At 75.4% G+C, this 25,587-nt stretch carries 25 protein-coding genes; 14 read left to right on the forward strand and 11 right to left on the reverse strand.

Going from position 1 to position 25,587, the window contains the following annotated elements; genetic code table 11:
* Positions 1–339: 339 nt before the first annotated feature.
* The gene (gene zapE, locus NXY84_RS10500) at positions 340–1,416 is read left to right on the forward strand and encodes a cell division protein ZapE (protein WP_258727014.1); all 1,077 of its coding nucleotides are present in this window, start codon (positions 340–342) and stop codon (positions 1,414–1,416) included.
* 57 nt (positions 1,417–1,473) lie between these two features.
* Complete coding sequence (locus NXY84_RS10505) at positions 1,474–2,496, forward strand: GNAT family N-acetyltransferase (protein ID WP_258727015.1); 1,023 nt, start codon at positions 1,474–1,476, stop codon at positions 2,494–2,496.
* A 29-nt stretch (positions 2,497–2,525) separates the two neighbouring features.
* On the opposite strand, the gene treZ is transcribed toward NXY84_RS10505, so the two are convergent.
* The 5 genes from treZ to NXY84_RS10530 form a co-directional block, all read right to left on the reverse strand.
* Entirely contained in the window at positions 2,526–4,379 is a 1,854-nt protein-coding gene (treZ, locus tag NXY84_RS10510) for a malto-oligosyltrehalose trehalohydrolase (protein ID WP_258727016.1), read from the reverse strand.
* On the reverse strand, positions 4,376–6,895 hold the full coding sequence (treY, locus tag NXY84_RS10515) for a malto-oligosyltrehalose synthase (protein ID WP_258727017.1): 2,520 nt from the start codon (positions 6,893–6,895) through the stop codon (positions 4,376–4,378). Before treY ends, treZ begins: the two co-directional genes overlap by 4 nt.
* The gene (gene glgX / locus NXY84_RS10520; RefSeq protein ID WP_258727018.1) at positions 6,892–9,057 is read right to left on the reverse strand and encodes a glycogen debranching protein GlgX; all 2,166 of its coding nucleotides are present in this window, start codon (positions 9,055–9,057) and stop codon (positions 6,892–6,894) included. The genes treY and glgX overlap by 4 nt, the downstream gene beginning before the upstream one ends.
* A gap of 73 nt (positions 9,058–9,130) precedes the next feature.
* A complete protein-coding gene (locus NXY84_RS10525) occupies positions 9,131–10,045 on the reverse strand; it encodes a D-hexose-6-phosphate mutarotase (protein WP_258727019.1) in 915 nt (304 codons plus the stop codon).
* Between the two features lie 8 nt (positions 10,046–10,053).
* Entirely contained in the window at positions 10,054–10,320 is a 267-nt protein-coding gene (locus NXY84_RS10530; RefSeq protein WP_258727020.1) for a hypothetical protein, read from the reverse strand.
* A gap of 287 nt (positions 10,321–10,607) precedes the next feature.
* On the opposite strand from NXY84_RS10530, the gene NXY84_RS10535 reads away from it, so the two are divergent.
* The gene (locus tag NXY84_RS10535; protein WP_258727021.1) at positions 10,608–10,781 is read left to right on the forward strand and encodes a CsbD family protein; all 174 of its coding nucleotides are present in this window, start codon (positions 10,608–10,610) and stop codon (positions 10,779–10,781) included.
* A gap of 120 nt (positions 10,782–10,901) precedes the next feature.
* Here NXY84_RS10535 and NXY84_RS10540 read toward each other — a convergent pair whose 3' ends face one another.
* Complete coding sequence (locus NXY84_RS10540; protein WP_258727022.1) at positions 10,902–11,645, reverse strand: hypothetical protein; 744 nt, start codon at positions 11,643–11,645, stop codon at positions 10,902–10,904.
* Between the two features lie 318 nt (positions 11,646–11,963).
* Between NXY84_RS10540 and NXY84_RS10545 the strand changes: the two genes are divergently transcribed.
* Positions 11,964–12,506, forward strand: a complete 543-nt coding sequence (locus NXY84_RS10545; protein ID WP_258727023.1) for an SRPBCC family protein — start codon at positions 11,964–11,966, stop codon at positions 12,504–12,506.
* Here NXY84_RS10545 and NXY84_RS10550 read toward each other — a convergent pair.
* Positions 12,449–12,796, reverse strand: a complete 348-nt coding sequence (locus tag NXY84_RS10550) for a hypothetical protein (RefSeq protein WP_258727024.1) — start codon at positions 12,794–12,796, stop codon at positions 12,449–12,451. The genes NXY84_RS10545 and NXY84_RS10550 overlap by 58 nt on opposite strands.
* On the opposite strand from NXY84_RS10550, the gene NXY84_RS10555 reads away from it, so the two are divergent.
* The 4 genes from NXY84_RS10555 to NXY84_RS10570 all read left to right on the forward strand — a co-directional run bounded on the left by NXY84_RS10555 (position 12,789) and on the right by NXY84_RS10570 (position 16,783).
* On the forward strand, positions 12,789–13,943 hold the full coding sequence (locus NXY84_RS10555) for a zinc-dependent alcohol dehydrogenase (RefSeq protein WP_258727025.1): 1,155 nt from the start codon (positions 12,789–12,791) through the stop codon (positions 13,941–13,943). The two genes, NXY84_RS10550 and NXY84_RS10555, sit on opposite strands and share 8 nt — an antisense overlap.
* Entirely contained in the window at positions 13,940–14,563 is a 624-nt protein-coding gene (locus NXY84_RS10560; protein ID WP_258727026.1) for an SRPBCC family protein, read from the forward strand. Before NXY84_RS10555 ends, NXY84_RS10560 begins: the two co-directional genes overlap by 4 nt.
* Before the next feature lie 128 nt (positions 14,564–14,691).
* Positions 14,692–15,705, forward strand: a complete 1,014-nt coding sequence (locus tag NXY84_RS10565) for an iron-containing redox enzyme family protein (protein WP_258727027.1) — start codon at positions 14,692–14,694, stop codon at positions 15,703–15,705.
* Between the two features lie 10 nt (positions 15,706–15,715).
* Positions 15,716–16,783, forward strand: coding sequence for a glycosyltransferase (locus NXY84_RS10570; protein ID WP_258727028.1), 1,068 nt, complete (start codon positions 15,716–15,718; stop codon positions 16,781–16,783).
* Here the strand turns inward: NXY84_RS10570 and NXY84_RS10575 are convergent.
* Positions 16,770–18,035 (reverse strand): sensor domain-containing phosphodiesterase, encoded by a 1,266-nt coding sequence (locus tag NXY84_RS10575; RefSeq protein WP_258727029.1) that lies wholly within the window; start codon positions 18,033–18,035, stop codon positions 16,770–16,772. The two genes, NXY84_RS10570 and NXY84_RS10575, sit on opposite strands and share 14 nt — an antisense overlap.
* A 92-nt stretch (positions 18,036–18,127) precedes the next feature.
* Here NXY84_RS10575 and NXY84_RS10580 point away from each other — a divergent pair, with 92 nt between their 5' ends.
* The 4 genes from NXY84_RS10580 to NXY84_RS10595 all read left to right on the forward strand — a co-directional run bounded on the left by NXY84_RS10580 (position 18,128) and on the right by NXY84_RS10595 (position 20,545).
* A complete protein-coding gene (locus tag NXY84_RS10580) occupies positions 18,128–18,358 on the forward strand; it encodes a CDGSH iron-sulfur domain-containing protein (RefSeq protein ID WP_258727030.1) in 231 nt (76 codons plus the stop codon).
* A 167-nt stretch (positions 18,359–18,525) separates the two neighbouring features.
* Complete coding sequence (locus NXY84_RS10585; protein WP_183294897.1) at positions 18,526–18,774, forward strand: acyl carrier protein; 249 nt, start codon at positions 18,526–18,528, stop codon at positions 18,772–18,774.
* Positions 18,775–18,777: 3 nt separating this feature from the next.
* Positions 18,778–19,662: a manganese catalase family protein gene (locus NXY84_RS10590; RefSeq protein ID WP_141372558.1), complete on the forward strand. Its 885-nt coding sequence runs from the start codon at positions 18,778–18,780 to the stop codon at positions 19,660–19,662.
* Between the two features lie 163 nt (positions 19,663–19,825).
* Entirely contained in the window at positions 19,826–20,545 is a 720-nt protein-coding gene (locus NXY84_RS10595) for a GAF and ANTAR domain-containing protein (RefSeq protein ID WP_258727031.1), read from the forward strand.
* A 191-nt stretch (positions 20,546–20,736) separates the two neighbouring features.
* Here the strand turns inward: NXY84_RS10595 and NXY84_RS10600 are convergent, their stop codons facing one another.
* Positions 20,737–21,495 carry a GAF and ANTAR domain-containing protein gene (locus NXY84_RS10600; RefSeq protein ID WP_258727032.1) on the reverse strand — a complete coding sequence of 253 codons (759 nt, stop codon included), beginning with the start codon at positions 21,493–21,495 and terminating at the stop codon, positions 20,737–20,739.
* A gap of 251 nt (positions 21,496–21,746) precedes the next feature.
* Between NXY84_RS10600 and NXY84_RS10605 the strand changes: the two genes are divergently transcribed.
* Positions 21,747–22,664, forward strand: coding sequence for a glycosyltransferase (locus tag NXY84_RS10605; RefSeq protein ID WP_258727033.1), 918 nt, complete (start codon positions 21,747–21,749; stop codon positions 22,662–22,664).
* Positions 22,661–23,647, forward strand: coding sequence for a UDP-glucuronic acid decarboxylase family protein (locus NXY84_RS10610; RefSeq protein ID WP_258727034.1), 987 nt, complete (start codon positions 22,661–22,663; stop codon positions 23,645–23,647). The genes NXY84_RS10605 and NXY84_RS10610 overlap by 4 nt, the downstream gene beginning before the upstream one ends.
* Positions 23,648–23,797: 150 nt before the next feature.
* On the opposite strand, the gene NXY84_RS10615 is transcribed toward NXY84_RS10610, so the two are convergent.
* Positions 23,798–24,856: a glycosyltransferase family 9 protein gene (locus NXY84_RS10615; RefSeq protein ID WP_258727035.1), complete on the reverse strand. Its 1,059-nt coding sequence runs from the start codon at positions 24,854–24,856 to the stop codon at positions 23,798–23,800.
* Positions 24,853–25,581 carry an SDR family oxidoreductase gene (locus NXY84_RS10620; protein WP_258727036.1) on the reverse strand — a complete coding sequence of 243 codons (729 nt, stop codon included), beginning with the start codon at positions 25,579–25,581 and terminating at the stop codon, positions 24,853–24,855. The genes NXY84_RS10615 and NXY84_RS10620 overlap by 4 nt, the downstream gene beginning before the upstream one ends.
* Positions 25,582–25,587: the final 6 nt, after the last annotated feature.

The following is a 25,587-nucleotide window of genomic DNA, read 5'->3' on the forward strand; positions in this document are numbered from 1 at the left end:
TCGCTGGGGACGGGGTGCCGGGACGGGACGAGCGCCCGGCACAGAAAAGGACGGGTCGACTCAGGCGATCCGCGGACAGCAGCAGAAGGTGCGCAGGTCCGCAGCGCCGCCACAGGGGCGACAGCAGGGACACATCGGCGACTTCAGCACCTGACGAGGATGACCGACGTAACCCGATCAGGGGAGGGCGTGACCACTGGATGAGACGCGATGGTCGCGATGCGGGACGGCGGATGTCGTCATGCGGACCAGGACGGGCGTCCGAGGCCCCGATCGCCCGCTCACCAGCACGTCCGCCCTGCGCGGCGACGTCCCGCGGCCCGCCGTACGCTGGACGTGATGAGCATCCCCGCGCACGACACCGCACCCCCGGCACCCGGCGCCGCACGCGCTCCGGCGTCCGCCGTGACCAGCCTCACGTCCCGCCGGCCCGCGGTGCCGACCGAGCGGCTCCTCGCCGAGCTCGTGCCGCCGCGCCACTTCGCCGACGAGTCGTTCGACACCTACCGGCCCGACCCCGCGCACGCGAGCCAGGCGCGGGTGCTCACGCGGCTGCGGGAGGTCGCGGGGGAGGTCGGCGCGCGCACCGATCGCCCCTGGTGGAAGCCAGGGCGGCGCACCGCACCGCCCGCGGTCTACCTCGACGGCGGCTTCGGCGTCGGCAAGACCCACCTGCTCGCCTCGCTCGCGAAGGAGCACGGCGAGCACGCCGCGTTCGGCACGTTCGTCGAGTACACCAACCTCGTCGGCGCGCTCGGCTTCGGGCCGACCGTCGAGGCGCTCGGGCAGCGCCGGCTCGTCTGCATCGACGAGTTCGAGCTCGACGACCCGGGCGACACCGTCCTGATGTCCCGGCTCCTGCGCGAGCTCGCCGACCGCGGGGTGGCGCTCGCGGCCACGTCCAACACGCTCCCCGGGTCGCTCGGCGAGGGCCGGTTCGCCGCCGAGGACTTCCTGCGCGAGATCCAGGCGCTCGCCGACCGGTTCGAGGTCCTGCGGGTCGACGGCGAGGACTACCGGCACCGAGCCGTCGTGACCGACACCGACCCGCTCGACGACGACGCGGTCCGGGGCGCGGCGGCGCGGGTCCCCGGCGCGAGCCTCGACGCGTTCGACGCGCTGCTCGAGCACCTCGCGACCGTGCACCCGAGCCGGTACGGCGCGCTCCTCGACGGCGTCACGCTCGCCGGGTTCACCGGCGTGCGACCGGTGCCGGGACAGGACGTCGCGCTCCGGCTCGTCGTCCTCGTCGACCGGCTCTACGACCGCGACGTGCCCGTCCTGCTGGGCGGCGGCCACGCCGGCGAGCTGTTCTCCCCGGAGATGCTCGCGGGCGGCTACCGCAAGAAGTACTACCGGGCGCTGTCCCGGCTCGGCGCGCTCGCGGAGGTCGGGCGGACGACCGCCGCGGTCTGAGCGCCGCCGGCGGAAATCGGCTCGGCGTCCCGTGCGCTGCTCGGGGAGCATGGCGTCGTGACCGTCACCGAGCACGCCACCGGCCTGCGGGGTGACCTCGTGCTCGGCGACGACGTGCTCACCCTGCGCTGCCTGCGGGACGCCGACGCGCAGGCGATGGTCGACGGCGACGACCCGGACCAGGTCCGCTGGCTCAACGACGGCCACACGTCCGACCTCGCACGCACGCAGGAGTGGATCGGGCGGAACCAGCGCGAGTGGCGCGACGGCGGGCCGCGGCGGAACCTCGGGATCGTCGACCGGGCGACGGGTGCGCTGGCGGGGACGGTCGAGGCGCACCTGGCCCTGCCGGACCTGCCCCCGGGCACGGTCAACGTCGCCTACGGCGTCTTCCCGGCGTTCCGCGGGCGCGGCTACGCAGCGCGGGCCGTCGGGCTCCTGTGCACGTGGCTGGGCGCGGCGACGGACGCGGCGACCGTGGTGCTGCGGATCGACGCGGACAACGCGCCGTCGCTGGGCGTCGCCTGCGACCCGGGGCTGCGCCGCGCCGGGCTCGTGCGCGTGGGGCCGGGTCCGGACGGCCTCGTCCACCACGCGCTGCCCCTGCGGCGCGCCGCCCGGGTCGCGCTCGCCTGCGGGCCGGCCGGCTCGGGCAAGAGCACGCTCGCCGGGCGGCTCGAGCGCGCCGGATTCGTGCGGCTGTCGTTCGACGAGGAGGCGTGGCGCCGCGGGCACCGGGACCACCCGCTGCCCGCGCACGTCGCGGCCGCCGTCCACGACGTGCTGCGGGCGCGCCTCGTCGCGCACGTGCGGGCCGGGAGGGACGTCGTGGTCGACACGTCCTTCTGGTCGCGCGCGTCGCGGGACTCCTACCGCGCGCTCGTCGCACCGGTCGGCGTCGTGCCGGTCACCTACCACCTGGCGACGCCGCGCGAGGAGGTGCTGCGCCGGCTCGCGGCGCGCACGGGCGCAGGCCCGGACGACGTCGTGGTGCCCGCGGAGCTGGCCCGCGCCCACGTCGACGGGTTCGAGGTGCCGACGCCCGACGAGGGACCGCTCGTGGTGCTCGGGCGCGGCTGACCCCGCGCCGACGCGGTGCCCCGGGGCCGTCAGTCGACGGCGTCCACCACGGCGGTCGTCAGCACCGCGACCCCGCGCGCGGGCAGCACGAGCCGCGTCGTGGGGTCCTCGTCGTCCGGCGGCAGGAGCGTCGCGGGCGACCACGCGGCCGCGACTGTGAACGGTCCGCCCGCACCCAGCGGGACCGTGCGCTCGGCGTGCGCAAGGTTGACCGCCACCCGGGCGCCCCCGCGGTGCACGACGAGCCAGCCCTCCCAGGGGCCGACCGGCTCGTCGGACGCGTCGTGCGCCACCTCGGCGCCGGCGTCCGGGGCGTCGTCCCCCTCGAACCGGACCGACGTCGCCGTGAGGTCGCCCGACGCCAGGTCGGGGTCGCTGCGCCGGAGCGCCACGAGCTCGCGGTACCAGTCGAGCAGCTCGGCGTGCGGCTCGCGGGACGGCTCGGTCCAGTCGAGCCGGCTGCGCTCGACGGTCTTCGGGGACTGGGGGTCCGGCACCTCGACGTCGCCGCCGTACAGCGCCGTCCAGCCGTGCCCGCCGAACTCCCGGCGGCGACCTTCGCGGACGGCCTGCGCGAGGTCCGGCTCCGGGTGGTCCGTGAAGTACATCCAGGGCGTGCGTGCGCCCCACTCCTCGCCCATGAAGAGCATCGGGGTGAACGGGGACAGCAGCACGAGCGCCGCCTCGGCCGCGAGCGCACCCGGGTCGAGCCGCTCCGAGGGCCGGTCGCCGAGCGCGCGGTTGCCGACCTGGTCGTGGTCGGAGGCGAAGACGACGAAGCGGTGACCGTCCGTGCCGGGCGGCACCGGCCGGCCCCACTCGCGGCCCCGGAACGTCGAGTACGTGCCGGCGTGCACGAACACCTCGGTGAGCGCGGTGCGCAGGACCTCGGGGGTCCCGAAGTCGACGTAGTAGCCGTGCCGCTCGCCGGTCACGAGCGCGTGCACGGCGTGGTGGACGTCGTCGGCCCACTGCGCGGTCATGCCCCAGCCGCCCTGGCTCGTCGGCGTGAGGGACACGGTGTCGTTGAGGTCCGTCTCGGCGACGAGCGACAGCGGCCGGCCGAGCTCCTCCTGCAGCGCAGCGACCTCGTCGGAGAGCTGGGCGAGCAGGTGCACGGGGGAGTCGTCGACGAGCGCGTGCACCGCGTCGAGCCGCAGCGCGTCGACGTGGAAGTCGGTGAACCAGCGCAGCGCGCTGTCGCAGATCCACCGGCGGACCTCGTGCGAGCCGCGGCCGTCGAGGTTGATCGCGGAGCCCCACGGCGTCTGGTGCGCGTCGGTGAAGTACGGCCCGAACACACCGAGGTAGTTGCCCGACGGCCCGAGGTGGTTGTGCACGACGTCGAGGCACACCGCGAGCCCGAGCCCGTGCGCGGCGTCGACGAACTCCTGCAGCGCGGCCGGGCCGCCATAGGGCTCGTGCACGCTGTACAGGCCGACGCCGTCGTAGCCCCAGCCGTGCTCGCCGTTGAACGCGGCGAGCGGCATGAGCTCGACCACGTCGACGCCGAGGGAGACCAGGTGCTCGAGCCGGCGCGCGGCGGCGGCGAGCGTGCCCTCGGGGGTGAACGTGCCGACGTGCAGCTCGTAGACGACCGCGCCGCGGACGTCGACCCCGGACCAGCCGGCGTCGCGCCACGTGTGCGCGGACGCGTCGAACACCCGGCTCGGGCCGTGCACGCCCGCGGGCTGCCACGCGCTGCGCGGGTCCGGGGCCGGGTCGCCCCGGTCGACCGCGAACGCGTAGTCGGTGCCGGGGGCGAGGTCCCCGTCCGCAGTCCACCAGTCGTCGTCCGCGCGGGTCATCGACCGGCGCTCGTCACCCAGCACGAGCTCGACCGCCCGCGCCCTCGGTGCCCACACACGTGCCTGCACGGTCATCCCTCCGATCGGACCAGGAGCGCCACGGGGAAGCGGTCGAGCAGCGGGGCGACCTCCTGGACGCCGCCCGCCACCTCGTGCCCGGTGAGCACGTCGTGCCACGTGCCGTCGGGCAGCGCGACCGTGTGGTCCGCCCACCCGCCGAGCCGCTCGAGGCCGACGCCGAGGCGCGTCGCCAGCGTCACGACGCGCGGGACGCCGGCGACGGTCCGGGTGAACGACACGAGGTGGCCCGAGGAGTGCGCGAGCGCGCGGTAGCCGGCGTCGGGACCGGTGAACACCTCGGGCAGGTCGCGGCGCACGCGCAGGGCGCGCGACGTCACGAGCAGCTTCTCGTCGGCGAGGTCGCGGGGGCCGGCGCCCTCGTCGAGCCGCGCGAGCCGGGCCTCGAGGGCCGCGGTGTCGACGGGCCGGCGGTTGTCGGGGTCGACCAGCGCGACCGACGGCACCTCGGTGCCCTGGTAGACGTCGGGGATGCCGGGGAGCGTGAGCTGGACGAGCTTGGTGCCGAGCGTCGCCGCCCGGACCGCGCCCCGCGTGCGCTGCTCCCAGTGCGCGAGCAGGTCGACGCACGTGTCGTCGGTCAGCACGCGCTGGGCCATGTCGAGCACCGCCGCCTCGTACGCCGCGTCGGGCTCGGTCCACGTCGTGCGGCTCTTGGCCTCGCGGATCGCCTTCGTCAGGTACTCGGTGAGCCGGTCGGCGGTGAGCGGGCCCTCGGGGGTCCACGTCCCGGCGAGCGTCTGCCACAGCAGGTTCTCGGTGCGCCCGTCGAGCAGCGCGCCGCGGTACGGGGCCGACGCGGCGCGGAGCCGGTCGACCAGTGCGGACCACTCCACGGGCAGCTCGCTCAGCACGCCGAGGCGGTTGCGGGTGTCCTCGCTGCGCTTGGTGTCGTGCGTCGAGAGCGTCGTCATGCCGAGCGGGGTGTGCGTCTGCGCGCGGGCCGCCCACGTCGCGAGCTCCGTCGGCGTCAGCGCGAAGCGGTCCGGCTCGCCGCCGACCTCGGTCAGCCCGGTCAGGTGCGTCCAGCGGTAGAACGCGGTGTCCTCGACGCCCTTGGCCATGACCGCGCCGCACGTCTGCTGGAAACGGACCACGAGCTCGTCGCGGCGCGGGCTGCGGGTCCGGCCCGCGCTGCCCGCCTCGCGCCCGAGGAGCAGGTCGACGAGCACGTCCATCGTCGCGGCGCGCTCGGGGGCGAGCCGGGCCCGGGCCGACGCGGCGGCGGCCTCCATCGCCTCGAGCGAGTCGGGGTGCACGGCCTCCCCCGGGATGACGTACGCGCGGTACCGGTCGAAGGCGACGAGCAGCTCGACGAGGCAGTCCTGCAGCGCGCGCCACGTGTGGTCGCGCAGGCGCAGGTCCTCGCGGCAGATCGCCGCGGCGAGCTCGGTGAGGCGGAACACCTCCGCGTACAGCGCGCCGTCGACGACCTCGCGCTTGGCCTCGTCGACGATCGAGGGCAGCGAGTCGGACGTGTCGTTCGTCAGGCGGTGCATGGCCGCGCCCAGCACGGCTGCGCCGCCCGGGTCGACGAACGTCTGCTGGATGCGCCACAGCGCCTCGTAGCCCGTCGTGCCCGCGGTGTCCCAGTCGTTCGGGAGCTCCTCCTCACCCTGGAGGATCTTCTCGACGACGACCCACGCGCCGTCCGTGCGCTCGCGCAGCCGGGCCAGGTACCCCGCGGGGTCGGCCAGGCCGTCCGGGTGGTCGATCCGCAGGCCGTCGAGCGTGCCGTCGGCGAGCAGGTCGAGGATCAGCCGGTGCGTCGCGTCGAAGACCTCGGGGTCCTCGACGCGGATCGCCGCGAGCGTCCCGACGTCGAAGAACCGCCGGTAGTTGAGCTCCTCGTCCGCGACCCGCCAGTACGCGAGCCGGTAGTGCTGGCGCTCGAGCAGCTCGGCGAGGGGCAGGGCCTCCGTGCCGGCACGCACCGGGAACACGTGGTCGAAGTACCGCAGGACCGTCGTCGTGCCCTCGGTGCCAGGGACCTCGACCTCGTCGAGCGACAGCTCGTCGCGGGCGAGGACCGCCCCGATGCGGTCGCCGAGCACCGGCATGAGCACGGCGCCGTCACCCGAGGCCCAGTCGACGTCGAACCACGCCGCGAACGGCGACTCGGGTCCGTCGACGAGCACCGACCACAGCGCGCGGTTGTGCCACACGGGCGTCGGGACGGCCATGTGGTTCGGCACGATGTCGAGGACGAGCCCGAGCCCGGCGCCGTGCGCGGTGTCCGCGAGCCGGCGCAGCGCGGGCAGCCCGCCGAGCACGGGGGAGACCTCGTCGTGGTCGACGACGTCGTACCCGTGCGTCGAGCCCGGCGCGGCGCGCAGGATCGGCGACAGGTACACGTGCGTGACGCCGAGCGCGGCCAGGTACGGCACGCGCTGCGCGACGTCGTCGAGCGTGAGGTCCTCGCCGAGCTGGACCCGGTACGTCGACACGGGGACCGGGTGACCCTCGCCGACGAGCCGGCGCGCCGGTGTCCCCGGTCGGGGCGACTCGCTCACGCGCCCGCCCCAGGTGCCGCCGCGGGCGTCCCGGCGATCGTGCGCGGCCGGGCCGTGGGGGGCCGGGTCAGCATGACGAGCGAGCGCTGCTCGGTCTCGAGCGTCGCACCCGCCTTGAACGTGTCGCCCTGCTGCACGGTCGTGTCGGTGTCGAGCACCGCCGTCCACTCCTCGCCGTACTCGAGCGGGGGCAGCGTGAAGGTCGTCCTCGTCGGCTGCGCGTTGTACAGCACGAGGAAGCTGTCGTCGACGATCGGCTCCCCGCGCAGGTCGGGCTCCTCGATGCCCTCGCCGTTCAGGAAGACCATGACCGAGCGCGCCTGCTCGGCGTGCCAGGCGTCGTCGCGCATGTGGGTGCCGTCGGGCGCGAACCACGCGATGTCGTGCAGGTCGGACTCGCCGCCGTGCTCCGCGGAGCCCTCGAAGAACCGGCGCCGGCGCAGCACGGGGTGGTCGCGGCGCAGGTGCACGACCTGGCGCGTGAACTCGAGCAGGGCCTCACGCGGCTCGTCGAGCTCCCAGTCGACCCAGGACAGCTCGTTGTCCTGGCAGTAGACGTTGTTGTTGCCCTGCTGCGTGCGCCCGAGCTCGTCGCCGTGCGCGAGCATCGGCACGCCCTGGGAGAACAGCAGCGTCGCCAGCACGTTGCGCTGCTGGCGCCCGCGGAGCTTGAGGATGTCCGGGTCGTCGGTCGGGCCCTCGACTCCGCAGTTCCAGGACCGGTTGTGGCTCTCGCCGTCGTTGTTGTCCTCGCCGTTCGCCGCGTTGTGCTTCTCGTTGTACGAGACGAGGTCGGCGAGCGTGAAGCCGTCGTGCGCGATCACGAAGTTGACCGACGCGATCGGGCGACGCCCGGTGTGCTCGTACAGGTCCGACGAGCCCGACAGCCGGCTCGCGAACTCCGCGAGCGTCGACGGCTCGCCGCGCCAGAAGTCGCGCACCGTGTCGCGGTACTTGCCGTTCCACTCCGACCACAGCGGGGGGAACCCGCCGACCTGGTAGCCGCCGTCACCCAGGTCCCACGGCTCCGCGATGAGCTTGACCTGGGAGATGATCGGGTCCTGCTGGACGATGTCGAAGAACGCCGAGAGGCGGTCGACCTCGTGGAACTGGCGCGCCAGGGTCGCCGCGAGGTCGAACCGGAAGCCGTCGACGTGCATCTCGGTGACCCAGTAGCGCAGCGAGTCCATGATCAGCTGCAGCACGTGCGGGGAGCGCATGAGCAGCGAGTTCCCGGTGCCCGTGGTGTCGAAGTAGTGCGCGGGGTCCTCGTCGACGAGCCGGTAGTAGCTCGCGTTGTCGATGCCGCGGAACGACAGCGTCGGGCCCAGGTGGTTGCCCTCGGCGGTGTGGTTGTAGACCACGTCGAGGATGACCTCGATGTTCGCGGCGTGCAGCGCCTTGACCATCGACTTGAACTCCTGGACCTGCTGGCCCTCGCCGCCGTACGCCGCGAAGCCGTTGTGCGGCGCGAAGAAGCCGATCGTGTTGTAGCCCCAGTAGTTCGACAGGCCCTTGTCGACGAGGACCGGGTCGTTGACGAACTGGTGCACGGGCATCAGCTCGATCGCCGTGACGCCGAGGCTCGTGAGGTGCTCCACGATCGCGGGGTGCGCGAGGCCCGCGTACGTCCCGCGCAGCTCCTCGGGGATGCCCGGGTGCTGCATCGTCAGGCCGCGCACGTGCGCCTCGTAGATGACCGAGTCGTGGTACTCGTGCTGCGGCGGGTGGTCGTGGCCCCAGTCGAAGAACGGGTTCACGACCACCGACGTCATCGTGTGCGCGGCGGAGTCGTCGTCGTTGCGCGCGTCCTCCTGGCCGAACTGGTAGGAGAACAGCGACGGGTCCCCGTCGATCTGGCCGTCGATCGCCTTGGCGTACGGGTCGAGCAGCAGCTTGTTCGGGTTGCAGCGGTGGCCCTGCGCCGGGTCGTACGGCCCGTGCACGCGGAAGCCGTACCGCTGGCCGGGCTGGAGCGCAGGCACGTAGCCGTGCCAGACGAACGCGTCGACCTCGGGCAGGTCGACGCGGGTCTCGGTCCCGTCGGGGTCGAACAGGCACAGCTCCACGCGCTCCGCGACACCGGAGAACAGGGCGAAGTTGGTGCCGGTGCCGTCGAACGTGGCACCGAGGGGATAGGGACGACCGGGCCAGATGCGCATCTGCCCAGAGTGCCAGGGAGCGTGCGGGGTCCGCCTCCCGGGAGGACCTGGTCGCCTGCTCAGGTGACGAGCGTCACGCGGTGTCGCCCGCCCCGGTGGCCACGACCAGCGACTGCACGAGCCGATGCGTCGCACCGGGTGCGAGGTGCACCGCCGCCGCGCCGACGTTCGCGGCCTCGACGCAGACCATGCCGGGCCACTCGTCGTCGCCGAGGTCGGCCATCGCGCGGGCCTTGCCGACCCACGGGTTCCACACGACCGTCGAGCCCGAGCCGTCCTTGGCGACGGTCACGGTGCGGTCGAGCGCCGGGTCCACGACGCGGACCGTCGCTCCGCTCGCGTACACCCGGTCGGTCTCCGCGGTGAACCGCACGGGCTCGTCGCCCTGGCGCGCGTCCACCGGTCCTCCGGAGGCGGGCGCCTTGTCGACGTAGGACGCCCCCTCGAGGCCCTCGACGGTGACGCCGCGCACGTCGCCCACGGCGAGGTAGGTGTGCAGCGCGTCCGTCAGCGTGACGGGGGCGTCGTCGTGGTTCGTCACCGCGAGCTCGAGGCGCAGCGTCCCGCCCACGGTGACCCGGTACGTCGCTGCGAAGCGGTGCGGCCACGCCGAGGCCCGGGTGGCATCCGAGTCCGCGAGCCCCAGCTCGAGCGTCACGTCGCCCGACGCGTCCTCCGCGGCGCCCCGCAGCTCCCAGGCCGTCGTGCGCGCCCAGCCGTGCGCCGGTGCGTCCGCCGCCGCAGGGTGCGCGCCGAACCACGGGAAGCAGATCGGCACCCCGCCGCGGATCGGCGCGCCCGCCTCGAAGCGGCTCGCCGCGCTCGTCCACAGCACCGGCTCCTGGCCGCTCGGCTGCCAGGCCGTCACGTGCGCGCCGTGCAGGTACACCTCGGCGGTCGCGTGCGGGGTCTCGACGCGCACGCACGCGAGGCCGCCGCGGCCCTCAGCGAGCCGGACCGACGGGGGCAGGGCGGGAAGGGCAGGCATGACGCTCCTCAACGGGCTGGGCGGGCGCGGCCGGCGCTCGCGGGCGCCGGTGCCCCGACGTCCACCCGGGCCGCGCCGGGTCGTGCGACGAGCGTACTGAGCGCCACCGGACCGGCGGGGCCCGGCGGGCTGCTCGAGCCTGCCGGGGCGCCCGAGGACGGCGCGGGCGGGAGGCGGGCCGCGAGCGGGCGCACGGGGCGGATCGCGGCCACGAGGGCGAGCACGTCCGCGGAGCGCGGGTCGCCGGTCAACGGGCTGCCGTCGAGGTCGCTCATCGTCCGGCCCGCGCGGGCTCGGCAGCGGCCGGGGCGGTGCCTGTGCGTCGGTCCACGGTGGTGCTCCGCTCTGCTCGGTCCTCGTCCTGGGAGGAGCCACGACGACGTGCCCTGATGCGTCCGCGCGCCCGGCGTCTTCCGGGTGCAGGGGTCCGCGGCACAGGCCACGGCGGACGGACGGATCGACCCTCGGCGGGGACCGGTTCCGGCCGACCGTCCGACCCCTCCGGTGGCGCGCCCACCAGTGCGCTCGTACGGTCGAGGGACACGACCGGAGGAGGTTCGTCATGGGACTCGACGACAAGATCGGCAACGCGGCCGAGGATCTGCAGGGCAAGGGCAAGGAGGCGGCGGGCCGCGCGAGCGGCGACCGTGACCTCGAGGCCGAGGGCCGCACGGACCAGACGAAGGCCGACGTGAAGCAGGCCGGCGAGAAGATCAAGGACGTCTTCAAGAACTGACGCCGCCCGCACGACACCCCGGGCCGGTCGCTCCCACGGAGCGGCCGGCCCGTCGTCGTGCACGGGCGACGTGCCCGGGGAAGGGGAGGCCGTACCCGTCCCGGCGACGTGGGAGGGGCGTCAGCCTGCCACGTGGTGCGTGCGGGCCGCGGCGTACGACGGCTCGCGCAGCCGCGCCGCCCAGGGCGCGAGCGCCAGGCCCGGCAGCGGGTGCAGGACCGCGTCGAAGCGCAGGACGGAGTCCACGGTGGCCTGCGCGGGGCCGCCGACGACGAGCTCGCCGAACTCGTGCCAGCGTCCCGTCGGTGTCGCGTGCCCGAGCCGCAGGTGCCAGGGGTCCGCCGCGAGCTCGCGCGCGAGCGTGTCGAGGTCGGCGGGCAGGACGCGGGGCCCGGGCTCGGCGACGAGCAGGACGGGGCCCGACGGCGTCCGGTAGGGCAGGAGGCTCCCGTAGGGCCCGCCCGAAGGGGCGCGGTGCGGCGTGAGCAGGAACCTGCCGACCCGCCCGAGACCCGTGGTCGACAGGAGCAGGTCCGACGGGCCGTCCACGCCGTCGAGCCGCAGCGCGAGGCCCTGGACGTCCGGCAGCGGTGCGGGCACCCCGCCCGACCGCGACACGCGGGCGATCCCGCGGTCGGTGCCGGGCTCGTCGAGCCAGCGCGCGCCGGTCGGACGCGGCGAGCCGAACCGGATCACGGTGGCCTGCAGCGTCGCACCGTCCGGGTGCAGCGGCCGCGCGCCCCGCAGCGCCGTCACCGCGCGCGTGAGCACGCCCAGCGCCGCGCCGGCCAGGGAGGCGCCGGCAGCCGCGCGCGGCACGGGAGCGGGCAGGGTGCCGTGGTCGGCGTCGTCGAGCGGGCGCATCCCACGATCGTGGCGCTCGCGGGCGTCGGGCGCACGTCCAGGTCGGGACCGTCCACGGGGACGGCGGTCTGCGCGGGAGGCGGTCGACGCGGCGCCCGGCGCGCCGTCGGGCCCCCTGAGCAGGCGTTCCGATTGCCGGTGCCGCCGTTCGGGCGCAGGCTCGGTGTCCAGGAGGCGTCCGCGTCTCCCGGAACCGGTCGGGCCGCTCCCGGTGGCAGAAGCACCCGACCCGTCCCGTCCGACCCGGACCGCGACCGACCGGTCACGGAACCCGCACCCCCGGCGACACGTCCCGCGTCGTCGGTGACAGGAGGCCCCATGAGCGTCCACGCCGCGATCACCGTGCGCCGACCCCTCGACGAGGTCTACGCGTACTGGTCCGACTTCACGAACTTCCCCCGCTTCATGGCGCACGTCGAGCAGGTCACGCTCGCGCCCGACGGCACCTCGCACTGGCGGGTGTCCGGCCCGATGGGCACGCACGTCGAGTGGGACGCGCGCGTGGTCGAGGCCGACGCACCGCGCCTGCTGCGCTGGGAGTCGGTCGGCAGCGCCGACGTCGAGAACTCCGGCAGCGTGCGCCTGACGGAGGCGCCGGGGGACCAGGGCACCGAGGTCCGCGTCGAGATCGACTACCGCACACCCGGCGGCAAGGTCGGCGAGCTCGTCGCCCGGCTCTTCGGGGAGCAGCCGCGCCAGCAGGTCGAGGACGACCTGCGCCGGTTCAAGCAGGTCCTCGAGACGGGCGACATCGTGCGCTCCGAGGGCAGCCCGGGGGGCACGCGCGCGGGCAACCAGGCGCGTCAGCGGACCGCGGAACCCGTCGAGCAGGCGCCCGAGGGCGCGCTCGGCGCCGGCTGACCCGCCGGGCGCCCCGACGGGCCGCGGCGGCGATCCGCACGCTGGGCCGGCAGCGACGCACGACCGTGCACGACGAGCACCACGACGAGCACGACGACGAGCACGACGACGAGCACGACGACGAGCACGACGACCAGCACGACGACCAGCAGGCACGAGCAGCACCCCGTGGGCGCGCCGCGGCCGGCCCCGCACGGGCCGCACCCGGACAGCGAGCCCCGCGGGCACACCGCGGGACCGCGGGCCGACGACGAGAGGGACGAGATGCGCGCGAACAGGTGGATGGGCAAGGGAGTCGTCGAGGTCGGGGAGGTCCCCGACCCGCAGATCCTCAGCCCGCGGGACGCGATCGTGAAGGTCACGTCGACCGCGATCTGCGGGTCCGACCTGCACATGTACGGCGGCTTCATCCCGACGATGGAGAAGGGCGACGTCGTCGGGCACGAGTTCATGGGCGAGGTCGTCGAGGTCGGCAGCGCGGCGGGGAACCTGCGGGTCGGCGACCGCGTCGTCGTGCCGTTCCCGATCTCGTGCGGGGCGTGCACGCAGTGCGTGCGGCGCAACTACTCCCTGTGCGAGAACTCCAACCCGAACGCCGGCATGGCCGAGAAGGTCATGGGCTACTCGCCCGCCGGGATCTTCGGGTACTCCCACATGCTCGGCGGGTTCGCCGGGGGTCAGGCCGAGTACGTGCGCGTGCCGTTCGCGGACGTCGGCCCGCTGAAGATCGAGCACGACCTGACGGACGAGCAGGTGCTCTTCCTGTCCGACATCTTCCCGACCGCCTACATGGGCGCCGAGATGTGCGACATCAGGCCCGGTGACGTCGTCGCGGTGTGGGGCGCCGGGCCGATCGGCCAGCTCGCCGTCGCGAGCGCCTACCTGCTCGGCGCCGGCAAGGTCGTGGCCATCGACCGGTTCGACTACCGGCTGCGGATCGCGCAGGAGAAGGCCGGCGCCATCCCGGTCAACTACGAGGAGCAGGACGTCAAGGAGGCGCTCCTCGACATCACCGCGGGCCGCGGCCCGGACGCGGTGATCGACGCCGTCGGCATGGAGGCGCACCACCACGTCGGCGCGATCAACGCCTACGACAAGGTCATGCAGGCCGTGAAGCTCGAGCCGGACCGCGCCGGCGCTCTGCGCGACGCGGTGCTCAACGTGCGCAACGGCGGGGTCGTGTCGGTCGTCGGGGTCTACGGGGGGTTCGTCGACAAGTTCCCGATGGGCGCCGTCGTCAACCGCTCGCTGACCCTGCGCTCGGGCCAGTGCCACACGCACCGGTACATGCAGCCGCTGCTCGACCGTATCGTCGCCGGCGAGATCGACCCGAGCTTCGTGATCAGCCACCGCATGACGCTCGACGAGGCCCCCGCGGGCTTCGAGATGTTCCGCGAGAAGGCGGACGGCTGCAACAAGATCGTGATGACGCCGTGAGCGCGGCAGCCGGTGACGGCGACGCCACGACGGACAGCACGACGCACGGGGCTCGCGAGACGCACACCCGTTCCGGTCCGCTCAGCGGCGGCATGGCCGTCGTGGAGCGGCGGGTCGGCTGCGCCGCGGAGGTCGTCGTCGAGGTCCTCGAGGACGGCTGGCTGTACGCCGGCTGGGTCGTCGGCGCGTCGCGCATCCGCGAGGTCGACGCGCACTGGCCGGAGCCGGGCGCGGCGATCCACCACTCCGCGGGCGTGTGGCCGTTCGTCCTCAACGACAAGACCGTCTCGCGCCGCTGGGACCCCCGCGGGCGCCTCGAGCTGCAGGCCCACGGGTGGCCGCTCGGCGAGGCGCGCGTCGTCATCGACGTGCGCCCGGAGAGCCCCACCTCGTGCCGCGTCGTGCTCGCCGAGGATGCCGTCAAGGGCCCGGGCGCGCTCGTCCCGCGCCCGCTGCGCAAGGCCGCGATCGTCCCGCGCAACAAGGAGGCGCTCCATCGCCTCGCCCTGATCGCCGAGGGGCGGGCGCGCGGCGACGGCGTCCCGCCGGGCCGGTCCGCCGGGGCGCCACCGGCCGGCTCGTCGGACGCTTCCGCAGGTGAGGGGGCCGGAACGCGCTGACGCCACGGGATGCGGGGGCGCAGGGGCCGGTGCACGCTTGTCCGGTATGACCCCCCGTGGCCCGCGGCCAGGCAGGCGCCGCGGACCTTCCCCGGCGAGCCCACCGGCTCAGACGAGGTGCCCCGCACATGATCCTCCCCACCCCTCGTGGACCGCTGAGCTCCGCCCTCGTCCCGCTGCTGCGGGGACCCGTGCCCGGCGACGACGACCCCGCACCCGCGCTCCCGGTCGCGGACGCGCTCGCGGCGTCCACCGACCTGCTCGAGGACGACGACGTCCAGCTCGCCCTGTTCTGCCTGTACGAGCTGCACTACCGCGGGTTCGAGGACGTCGACGACCGCTGGGAGTGGGAGCCCGGGCTCCTGCGCGCCCGCCGGCGCCTCGAGGACGCGTTCGAGACCGAGCTGCGCGAGCGCGTCAAGGTGCCCGACGCGCACGGGCTCGACGAGACCGGCGTCGCCGAGACGCTGTTCACCATGGCGGCCGCGGAGACGGGCCCCGGGCTCGCCCGGTACGTCGGCAAGAAGGCCTCCGAGGGCCAGCTCCGCGAGCTGCTCGTGCAGCGCTCGCTGTACCAGCTCAAGGAGGCCGACCCGCACACGTGGGCCGTCCCGCGGCTCTCCGGCGCCCCGAAGGCCGCGCTCGTCGAGATCCAGGCCGACGAGTACGGCGGCGGGGACCCCGAGCGCATGCACGCCGCGCTGTTCGCGCAGACGATGCGCGGCCTCGGGCTCGACGACGCGTACGGCCGGTACGTCGAGGAGCTCCCCGCGATCACGCTCGCGTCGCTCAACGCGATGTCGCTGTTCGGGCTGCACCGGCGCCTGCGCGGCGCGGTCGCCGGGCACCTCGCGGCGTTCGAGATGACGTCCTCGCTGCCCAACCGCTTCTACGGCAACGGCTTCCGCCGGCACGGCCACGGGCCCGAGACGACGCTGTACTTCGACGAGCACGTCGAGGCCGACGCCGTGCACGAGCAGATCGCGGGCCGCGACCTCGCCGGGGGTCTCGCGCGCGACGAGCCCGGGCTCACCGCCGACATCCTCTTCGGCGCCGCGGTCTGCCTCGCGCTCGACGACGCCGTCGCCGAGCACATCATGACGGCGTGGCAGGCGGGCCGCTCGTCGCTGCGCGCCGCATGAGGGCCGTGCCGTGGGACCTCACCGCCTGCGCCTGACCTACGTCCTGCCGCTGCGCTGGACCGACGACGCTGACCTCGACGAGCTGACCGCGTACCTGCACGGGCTCGCGGGGCTCGTGCAGGAGGTCCTCGTCGTCGACGGCTCGCCGCCCCCGCTCCTGGCCGCGCACGCGCGCGCCTGGCACGGCCTCGTGCGCCACGAGCGCCCCGACGCCTGGCCCGGCTGCAACGGCAAGGTCGCGGGCGTCATGACGGGCGTGCGCCTCGCGCGTCACGAGCACCTGGTGCTCGCCGACGACGACGTGCGCCACGACGCCGGCACGCTCGCGGCGATCGACGCGCTGCTCGACGAGGCCGACGCCGTCCGCCCGCAGAACTACTTCGACCCGCTGCCGTGGCACGCGGTCTGGGACTCGGGGCGCACGCTGCTCAACCGGGCCCTCGGCGCCGACTACCCGGGCACGCTCGGCGTCCGCCGCTCGACGCTCCTGGCCGCGGGCGGCTACGACGGCGACGTGCTCTTCGAGAACCTCGAGCTCCTGCGCACCGTGCGCGCGGCGGGCGGTGCGGAGGTGATCGCCCACGACGTGCTGGTCGCGCGCCGCCCGCCGACCGCGCGGCACTTCGCGGGGCAGCGCGTCCGGCAGGCGTACGACAGCCTCGGGCAGCCCGTCCGGCTCGCCGTCGAGCTCGCCCTCGCACCCACGCTCGTGTGGGCCGGGCGCTCGCGGGTGCGGACCGTGGGGGTGCTCGCCGCGGTGCTGGCGCTCGCGGAGCGCGGCCGGCGCCGGGCGGGCGGGGCCGAGCGGTTCCCCGCCCGGTGCACGCTCGGCGCGCCGCTGTGGGTGCTCGAGCGGGCCGTGTGCGCGTGGGTCGCGCTCGGGATGCGCGTGCGCGGGGGCGTCCCGTACGCCGGGCAGCGGGTGCGGCGCGCGACGGCACCCGGCCGGGTCCGGCGCGCCCGGTGCGCGGCGGCCCGCCGGGAGCGGGCGCTCGCCGAGCCGGGACGGCCGGGCGGCACGCGCAGCACGGCGCGGGCGGTGCCGGTCCGGCCGGCTCCGGCCGTCAGTCGACGCTGAGCCGGCGCACCACGGCCCGCGCGGCCGCGGTGACCAGCGCGCGGTCGTGCGTCACGACCATGTCGAACGGGCGGTCCCCGTCCGCGTCGGCGTGCCCGGCCGCGCGTGCCACGAGGGCGCTCGCCGCGTGCGCGCCGAGCACCAGCACCGTCCACTCCTCGACGAGGGGGTCGTGGGCGTCGAGCGCCCACCCGCGCACCCCGGGTGCCGGCTCCGCCGGCATGTCCTCGCCGAGCGCCGCGACGAACGGCAGGCGCTGCGCGAGCCCGGCGTAGCGGCGCGCCGTCGCGGGGGTGACGTACCGCTCGTGCTGGAAGCACGAGAGGACCATCGGCGGGACGAGCGAGTGCTGCGCCGCGAGCTCGAGGGTCGTCGAGAGCGGGACGAGGAGGCGCTTGGGGACGCGCTGGACCGTCCGGACGGCGGCGGCGAGGTCGAACGGCGTGGTGCGGTGCTGCGAGGGGACCGGCGCGTGCGCCGCGAACCGCCCCGGGAGGTGCTGCGCGGCGCCGGGGACGGGGCCGGGACGACCCCAGTACCAGCCCTGCCCGAGCGTCGCACCGAGCACGACCGCGCGCGTGAGGTCGTCGGCGTCCTCGACGCCCTCGGCGACGACCTCCGCGCCGGACTGCTCGGCGTAGTCGCGCACCGCGCCCGCCACGACGACGGTCTGCGGGTCCTCGAGAGTGCGCAGCAGGCCCAGGTCGAGCTTGACGACCTCGGGGCGCAGGAGGGGGACGAACGCGAGCGACGCAGGCCGGGCCCCCACGTCGTCCAGGGCGATCGCACAGCCCGCGGTGCGCAGCCGGTCGGCGGCGGCGAGGATCCGGGCGGGCTCCGCCGCGAGTGCGCGCTCGGTGATCTCGACGACGACCTGCAGCCCGTCCGGGCGCCGGTCGAGCAGCTCGAGCACGGGTTCGAGGTGCTGGGTCAGGGTCTGCGGCTCGACGTTGACGAACAGCGTGGCGGCCGCGGCCGGGTGGTCGCCGGCCGCTCCGGCGAACGCCGCGGTCAGCGACGCGCGCTCGAGCTCGACGAGCCGGCCGGCCGCGCGAGCGTCCTCGAGCAGCGTGAGCGGCGAGGACCACGGGGTCCCCGCCGGACCCCGCAGCAGCGCCTCGTGCCCGAGGGTGGCGCCGGTGCGCAAGTCGACGAGCGGCTGGTACACGCTGTGCAGCGCGCCGCTCGTGAGGACGTCGTCGAGCGGGGACCGGGTCGGTGTCGCCGTGCGGCGTGACGGTGCAGAGGTCACGGGTGCCCCATCGGACGCACGGGGCCCGGTCTGACGGGTTCCGCGGGGCCGACCGGGTGCGGGGGTCCGGGGCCGGCAGCAGACTGACGACCATGCTCGACGACCCCGACCTCCCGCCCGTCCCCCGCGCGCCGCGCCCGGCCGTCATCGTGGCGTGCCCCGACGGGCCGCTCCTCGTGCGCGGCGACGCGGAGATCCGCGACGCCGCGGGCGAGCTCGTGCCGCGCCGCCGGGCCACCGTCGCGCTGTGCCGCTGCGGGGCGTCGGCGATCAAGCCGTGGTGCGACGGCAGCCACAAGGCGACCGGTTTCACGACCCGCTGAGCAGCGCGACGGCGGGCGACGAGGCGGTCGTCGCCCGCGCGCGGTTGCGGTGCCGGGAGGCCGGGTTAGCGTGGACGAGCGGTCCAGCACAGGGCCTCTCTAGCCGCCCGGCGCGAGAGTCCTGGGCGGCAGCCGGCTGCGGCCGGCCACCAGGAAGGGCCATCACCATGGCAACTGGAGAGACCGGGTTCGACGACGTCACGTTCGACCTCATCTCGCTGCAGTACCACTCGCTCAAGGCGGGTCACGACTACGGCCAGTACGTGCGCGACGCACGCAACGCCGGCCGGGACGACATCGCCGACTTCTTCGAGCAGGTCATGCGCGAGGACTCCGAGCGGGCGCAGCGCTGTCACGCGTTCCTCGGCGAGCTCACCCAGCACGGCACGTCCGCCACCAGCCCCCAGGGAGCGTGATCCATGTTCTTCCACCGCCAGGAGCTCCAGCACAAGGCCACCCCCGACAAGCCCGACGCCGTCTACGCGCGCAAGCTCCAGGAGGTGCTCGGCGGCCAGTACGGCGAGATCACCGTCGCGATGCAGTACGGCTTCCAGTCGTGGAACGCCCACATCCCCGGCAAGTACCGTGACCTGCTCTTCGGGATCGGCGCCGAGGAGTTCGGGCACGTCGAGATGCTCGCGACGATGATCGCCCAGCTCCTCGAGAAGGCGCCCATCGGCATCACCGAGGACGCCGTGCAGAACGACCCCACAGTCGCCGCGGTCATCGGCGGCACGGACCTGCAGCACGCGATCGTGGCGGGTGCCGGCGCGCGGCCCGTCGACTCCATGGGCAACCCGTGGTCGGCCGGGTACATCACCGCGAGCGGGAACCTGCTCGCGGACTTCACGGCCAACGCGAACGCCGAGATGCAGGGCCGGCTCCAGGTGGCGCGGCTCTACCACATGACGGACGACTCGGGCGTGCGGGACCTCCTGAGCTTCCTGCTGGCGCGCGACACGATGCACCAGAACCAGTGGATGGCCGCCGCGGCCGAGCTGCGCGAGGAGGGGTACGAGGACTTCCCCGTGCCGAGCAACTTCCCGATCCGCAAGGAGGAGCGCGACGTGTCGTACGACTACATCAACTTCTCCAACGGGGAGCACGCGTCCGAGGGACGGTGGGCCAGCGGCCCCACGCCGGACGGCAAGGGCGAGTTCTCCTACCGGGACGCCTCGACGGAGACCCCGGTGCCCATGCCGCCGCCGACGCGCCCCGACTCGCGCCTGTACGGCACGACGGACCTGCCGAACCGCGTCGAGAAGATCGCCGGCGCCGTGCAGGACGCGCTGCACAAGGAGTGAGCGGACCGGTGGGGGCGGCGTCGGTCGCCGCCCCCCACCCGGCCGTGGGTCGGCGAGGCACGCTGCGCGGGAGCCCGGCGATCACCGGTCGGCCCTCGACGTCGGAGGACGAGCCGGTCGCGAGCAGCGTGCACGGCCGGCGACGGACGAGAGCGGGGTGGCGGTGGAAGGGCAGACGGACCTCCTCGCCCGGCTCGCGTCCGCGGTCGCGGGCGCACCCGAGCACGAGAGCTTCACCTGGCGGCTGTGCGAGGCCACGCGCAGGCTCCTCGGAGCTGACGGCGCGTCCCTCACGGTCGACAACGCCTCGACGAACCGCATCACGCTGTGCGCGACCGACGAGGTCGCGGCGCAGCTCGAGAACCTGCACGACGTGCTGGGGGAAGGGCCCGCCACGTCGGCGTACCTCACGGGCGAGCCCGTCGTCGTGACGCTCGCGCAGGCCGCGGAGCGCTGGCCGATGTTCGCGGAGTCCGCGACGCGTCAGACCGGGGCCGGCCAGCTCTACGCCCTGCCCATGCGCCAGGGGTTCGCGGTCCAGGGCGTCCTGACCCTCTACCGGCGCACCGCCGGTCCGCTCTCCGAGGACGAGGCGGCTGCGCAGTTCCTCGCGGACGCTCTCGCCGCCGCGCTCCTGCAGGACGCCGGCGTGCTCTCCGACCTCGGCCCCGGCGGGTCCTGGTCGAACCGCGCGCAGGTCCACCAGGCCACCGGGATGGTTGTCGCGCAGCTCGCGGTCGGAGTGCGGGACGCCCTCGCGATCCTGCGGGCCCACGCGTTCGCGCTCGACCAGCCCCTCGCGCAGGTCGCGCAGGCCGTCGTGGCCCGCGAGCCGGTGTTCCGCCGGAGCGACGACGGAGGAGCGAGGACCGCGCCCACGTGACCGCCAGCATCCCGGCCGAGAGGCCTTCCCGATGACCGGACGCAGCCCGACCCGCGCGGCCGCCGACGTGCCCGTGGCCCTCGGCCTGTTCCTCGCCGCCGCCTCGGGGGCCGAGGAGAGGCCGCGGGTGGGGTCACCGCCACCGGTGCACCGGGCGGGGTCGGCCGGTCCCGGTGCGCCGACGTGGCGCGTCAGCGGCTCGAGTCGCGGAACTCCGGGGGAGGGCTCGCCGGCTGGCCGGTCACACCCTCGATGATCGCGACGGCGACGTCGCGGAGCTTGGTGTTGCGGTGCTGCGACGCGGTCCGCAGGATCGCGAAGGCGTCCTCCGCGCTGCACCGGTTCTGGGCCATGATCACGCCCATCGCCTGGTCGATCGTCGCGCGGGAGGCGAGCGCGGCCTTGAGGTGGGAGTTGACCTCGGCCTGGCGCTGCGCCGAGCGGCAGACCGTGAGGGCGTGCGCGAGCTCCTGGGCGTAGCCCACGGCCGTCGCGAGGGCGGCGCCGTCCCAGGCGTCGGGCGTGGGGGAGTAGAGCGTGAGCAGCAGCTGGGCCTCGCCCTCGAGCCGCCCAGGGACGGCGACGACGGACCGGAAGCCGCAGGCGCGCGTGGCGTCGGCCCACCGGGGCCACCGCGTGTCGTCCTCGACGTCCGGGACGACGACCATCCGGCCCTGCCGCCGCGCGGCAGCCGAGGGCCCTTCGGCGCGCTCGTCCGCCGTGCGCTCGCACGCCTCGGCGGCGGGGTCGCTCGAGGCGACCGTGCGCATCACGTCACCGTCCTGCACCGAGATCACGACGTGCGCCGACGGCACCACGCGTTGCAGCGCCGCGACCGGGAGCTGCTCGAGGAAGCGCTCGACGCACCCCGTCCCCGTCACCGCGTGCTCGTGCTCGTGCCCGTCGACCTCGTCGGCCGCGATCGTGAAGTCGTCCTTGGTCGTGGTCATGCCGTTGCTCACCCCTGAACGTCCGGCTCGTGCCGCGTGCGTCCTCGCGCGCCCGTGTTCCCCAGGCGCAGTGCGAGCCGCTGCCCCAGAGCGGGCACGGCGGACCCGCGGAACCAGCATGAATCGCCCATGCCGACCACGCAACAGGAGGCTCTCGTCGCCGCGCGCGTCGTGGCTGGTCGTGGCATCCTTCGGGGGTCCGGCCGAGCCCAGTGCCGACGTTCCCGAGGGACCGACGGGGGAGCGCGCGCATGCAGCCGCACCAGGGCACGAGCCGGGTCGTCGAGGACGACCGGGTGACCGTCGTCGTCGTGAGCCGCGACCGGCGTCGCGAGCTCCTGGACTCCCTCGCCCGGCACCGCGCCCCCGTCCTGCTGCTCGACAACGCCTCCGGCGACGGCACGGCCGAGGCGGTGCGGGCGTCGCTCCCCGACGTCCAGGTGACCGGCCTCGACCGCAACCTCGGTGCGTACGCCCGGACCCTCGGCGTGCGAGCCGCGCGCACGCCCTTCGTGGCGTTCGCCGACGACGACTCCTGGTGGGCGCCCGGTGCCCTGCGCCGCGCCGCCGACGTGCTCGACGCGCACCCGGACGTCGCCGTCGTGGCCGCCCGGATCCACGTGGGTCCCGAGGAGCGGCTCGACCCCTTCTGCGACGAGCTCGCCCGCTCGCCGCTGCCGCGCCGGGCGGGGCTGCCGGGGCCGGCGGTCCTCGGCTTCGTCGCGTGCGCCGCGATGGTCCGCGCGGACGCGTTCACGTCCGTCGGCGGGTTCGACGACGTGGTGCGCTTCCCCGGCGAGGAGGAGCGGGTCGCGCTCGACCTCGCCGCGGACGGGTGGCAGCTCGTCTACGTCGAGGACGTCCTCGTCCACCACCACCCGTCACCCGCCCGGCACTCGCCCGACGCGCGCGTGAGCGCCGTGACCCGCGCGCGCGTCCTCACCGCGGTGCTCCGGCTCCCGGCCCGCGACGCGCTGCGGACCGTGACCGGGGCGTGGGCCGGCGGGCCCGCGCCTCGCGCCGGGCTCCGCGCCGCCCTGCGCGACGTGCCGCGCGCGCTGCGGGCACGCCGGGTCGTGCCGCGCCACGTGCGGACCCTGCGCGCCCTGCTGCGCGACGAGCCCCCGCCGTCGCGACCCCACCCAGCCCTGCGACAGGAGACACCATGACGAGAAGCCTGACCGCGCCCGGACCCGTGCACACGTCGCTCGGCCGGGTGGTCGTCACCGGAGGCGCCGGGTTCCTCGGCAGCCACCTGTGCGAGGAGCTGCTCGCCCGCGGCAGCGAGGTCGTGTGCCTCGACAACTTCCTCACCGGCTCGCCCGCGAACGTCGCCCACCTCATGAGCGACCCCGCGTTCCACCTGCTGCGCTGCGACGTCACCGACTACGTGCACGTGCCCGGCGACGTCGACGTCGTGCTGCACTTCGCGTCGCCCGCCTCGCCCGTCGACTACCTCCATCTGCCCATCGAGACGCTCAAGGTCGGCTCGGTGGGCACGGCGCACGCGCTCGGCCTCGCGAAGGACAAGGGTGCCCGCTTCGTGCTCGCCTCGACCTCGGAGGTCTACGGCGACCCCCAGGTGCACCCGCAGCCCGAGGACTACTGGGGCCACGTCAACCCCGTGGGGCCGCGCGGGGTGTACGACGAGGCCAAGCGCTTCGGCGAGGCCATCACGACCGCGTACCGCACGACCCATCACGTCAACACCGGCATCGTGCGCATCTTCAACACCTACGGACCGCGCATGCGGCCGAACGACGGCCGCGCCATCCCCACGTTCGTCCGGCAGGCGCTCGCCGGGGAGCCGCTGACCATCGCGGGCGACGGCTCCCAGACGCGGTCCGTCTGCTACGTCTCGGACCTCGTCGAGGGGATCCTCGCGATGGCGGCGAGCACGCACCCTGGTCCGGTGAACATCGGCAACCCGACGGAGCGGACCATCCTGCGGATCGCGCAGGACGTGATCGCCGCGACCGGCTCGTCGTCGACCGTCGAGCTCGTGCCCCGACCGGTGGACGACCCGGAGGTCCGGCGCCCCGACACCGCGCTGGCCCGCCGGGTGCTGGGCTGGAACCCGCGCGTGTCGTGGGACGAGGGGCTCGCGAGCACGGTCGAGTGGTTCCGCTCGGTGGTGACCGTCCCGGCGTGAGCGGGCGGGGCCGGCGCCGGTGCACCCCGCCGAGTGAGCGCCGGTGCCGGCGCCGTCGCGCCGCCGTCCGGTGCCGGGTGTCACCAGCGCCGCCCTACGGAGCTGTCGGGCTCGCGGCTCGGCGCGCGGCGTGCGCGGGCCCTCGCGGGCTCAGTGCGCGCGGGCCAGGAGCGCGCGGGCGGCGGCGAGGACCTCGTCGGTGGTGACGCGGGCGAGCGCCGGGTCGAGGGTCGCGCCGTGGGGGTCGCCCGGGGCGTCCGGGGCGCCGTGCCACAGCACGGTGTGCCGCTCGGTGTCGACCGCGGGCCCCCACCGGGCGGGCGCGACGGGGCCGAACAGGAGGACCGACGGCGTCCCGGTCGCGGTCGCGACGTGCGCGACGCCCGTGTCGCCGCACACGACGAGGCGCGTGCGGGCCACGAGCGCGACGAGCCCGGGCAGGTCGAGCGTCCCCGCGGTGCGGTGCACGTGGCCGGGCGCGGTCGCTGCCTCGGCGACCTGGTCGACGAGGTCCTTCTCGCCGGCCGAGCCCGTGAGCGCGACGGTCAGCCCGCGTGCAGTGAGGTCGTGCAGCACGGTGCGCCAGCGCGCGGCGGGCCAGCGGCGCGAGGCCGACGCGGCTCCGGGGTGCAGCACGACGTCGGCGCGCGGGACGGCGGGCGCCGCGTCCCCGGCCGACCCGGCGGACCCCGCCGACGGGACCGGGAGCCGCAGGTCGCGGGAGTCGCAGGGCCCGCCCGCGTCCGCGACGAGGCGGCACCACCGGGCGACCTCGTGCTCGGCGTCGTCCCACGCGGGCCCGGCGTCGTGACCGGCCTCGGGGCACGCGAACGCCACGAGACGGTCCGGGTCCGTGCGGAGCAGGACATCGTGGCTCTGCGGCCCGCGGCCGTGCAGGTTGACCGCGACGTGCCCCCGCGCGTCCCACGGCAGCGCGGCACCCGGCGCGACGCCGCGGGCGGAGACCCCGGTGGCGTCGGTCTCCAGGACGGCGTCCACGACACCGAGGTCGCGCAGCAGCCCGGCCTCGGCGCGGGGTGCGGCGAGCACGAGCCGGCGGTCCGGCCACGCCCGCCGCACCCCGCGCAGCGCGGGCACCGCGGTCAGCGCGTCCCCGAGGCCGAGCGCCCGCAGCACGAGCACGTCGCCCCCGGGGCGCGCCGACCCGGCTCCCGGACGGCCCGGTGCGCCGCCGGGTGCACCGGTCACGGCCAGGAGCCCTCGCCGGAGGCCATGACGAGCATCTCGCGGATCTCGCAGCCGACGGGCTGGCGCAGCGCGGTCAGGACGGCGGCCGCGGTGTCGGCGGGGTCGTTGAGGTCCGCGTCGGGCCCGGGGCGGTACTGCTCGGTGCGCCCGTCGAAGAACGGGGTCCGCATCCCGCCGGGGACGAGCAGCGTGACGCCGACCCGCCCGGCGAGCTCGGCGGCGAGCGCCTGGCTGAAGCCGCGGACCGCGAACTTCGACGCGCAGTACGCCGTGGCGTCGCTCACGCCCTTGAGCCCGAGGGTCGAGGCGACGGTCACGACGGTGCCGCGCGACTCCTCGAGGTGGGGCAGGCAGGCCCGGACGACCGCGACGGTCCCGAACAGGTTGACCCGCACGACGCGCTCCCACGTCTCGGGGTCGATGTCGGCGAGCGTCCCGCACGCGTCGGTCCCGGCCGCGGTGACGACGGCGGACGGCGGGCCGACCTGCGCGACGAGCTGCTCGACGGCGGCCGCGGCGGCGGTGCTGTCCGACAGGTCGACCTGGACGTGCGGGACGTCGGCCGCGGGCGCGCTCACGTCGAGCACCGCCGGACGCCCGCCGGCCGCGGCGACGGCCTCCACGACGGCCGCGCCGAGGCCGCTCGCGCCGCCGGTCACGAAGACGGTGCCGATCTCACGCGGGGCCCGGGCGGCGGGTCGGGTCGAGGTGTCGAGCTGGGTCACGAGGTC

Origin of the sequence: Cellulomonas sp. NS3 (assembly GCF_024757985.1) — a bacterium.
In the GTDB taxonomy this organism is placed as follows: Bacteria; Actinomycetota; Actinomycetes; order Actinomycetales; family Cellulomonadaceae; genus Cellulomonas_A.

What these genes read in the sequence shown, in the direction of transcription:
- zapE (WP_258727014.1), top strand. Translation starts at nt 340, where the DNA reads ATGAGCATCCCCGCGCACGACACCGCACCCCCGGCACCCGGCGCCGCA.
- treZ (WP_258727016.1), bottom strand. Translation starts at nt 4,379, where the DNA reads ATGACCGTGCAGGCACGTGTGTGGGCACCGAGGGCGCGGGCGGTCGAG.
- glgX (WP_258727018.1), bottom strand. Translation starts at nt 9,057, where the DNA reads ATGCGCATCTGGCCCGGTCGTCCCTATCCCCTCGGTGCCACGTTCGAC.
- NXY84_RS10525 (WP_258727019.1), bottom strand. Translation starts at nt 10,045, where the DNA reads ATGCCTGCCCTTCCCGCCCTGCCCCCGTCGGTCCGGCTCGCTGAGGGC.
- NXY84_RS10530 (WP_258727020.1), bottom strand. Translation starts at nt 10,320, where the DNA reads ATGAGCGACCTCGACGGCAGCCCGTTGACCGGCGACCCGCGCTCCGCG.
- NXY84_RS10535 (WP_258727021.1), top strand. Translation starts at nt 10,608, where the DNA reads ATGGGACTCGACGACAAGATCGGCAACGCGGCCGAGGATCTGCAGGGC.
- NXY84_RS10540 (WP_258727022.1), bottom strand. Translation starts at nt 11,645, where the DNA reads ATGCGCCCGCTCGACGACGCCGACCACGGCACCCTGCCCGCTCCCGTG.
- NXY84_RS10545 (WP_258727023.1), top strand. Translation starts at nt 11,964, where the DNA reads ATGAGCGTCCACGCCGCGATCACCGTGCGCCGACCCCTCGACGAGGTC.
- NXY84_RS10555 (WP_258727025.1), top strand. Translation starts at nt 12,789, where the DNA reads ATGGGCAAGGGAGTCGTCGAGGTCGGGGAGGTCCCCGACCCGCAGATC.
- NXY84_RS10565 (WP_258727027.1), top strand. Translation starts at nt 14,692, where the DNA reads ATGATCCTCCCCACCCCTCGTGGACCGCTGAGCTCCGCCCTCGTCCCG.
- NXY84_RS10580 (WP_258727030.1), top strand. Translation starts at nt 18,128, where the DNA reads ATGCTCGACGACCCCGACCTCCCGCCCGTCCCCCGCGCGCCGCGCCCG.
- NXY84_RS10585 (WP_183294897.1), top strand. Translation starts at nt 18,526, where the DNA reads ATGGCAACTGGAGAGACCGGGTTCGACGACGTCACGTTCGACCTCATC.
- NXY84_RS10590 (WP_141372558.1), top strand. Translation starts at nt 18,778, where the DNA reads ATGTTCTTCCACCGCCAGGAGCTCCAGCACAAGGCCACCCCCGACAAG.
- NXY84_RS10600 (WP_258727032.1), bottom strand. Translation starts at nt 21,495, where the DNA reads ATGACCACGACCAAGGACGACTTCACGATCGCGGCCGACGAGGTCGAC.
- NXY84_RS10605 (WP_258727033.1), top strand. Translation starts at nt 21,747, where the DNA reads ATGCAGCCGCACCAGGGCACGAGCCGGGTCGTCGAGGACGACCGGGTG.
- NXY84_RS10610 (WP_258727034.1), top strand. Translation starts at nt 22,661, where the DNA reads ATGACGAGAAGCCTGACCGCGCCCGGACCCGTGCACACGTCGCTCGGC.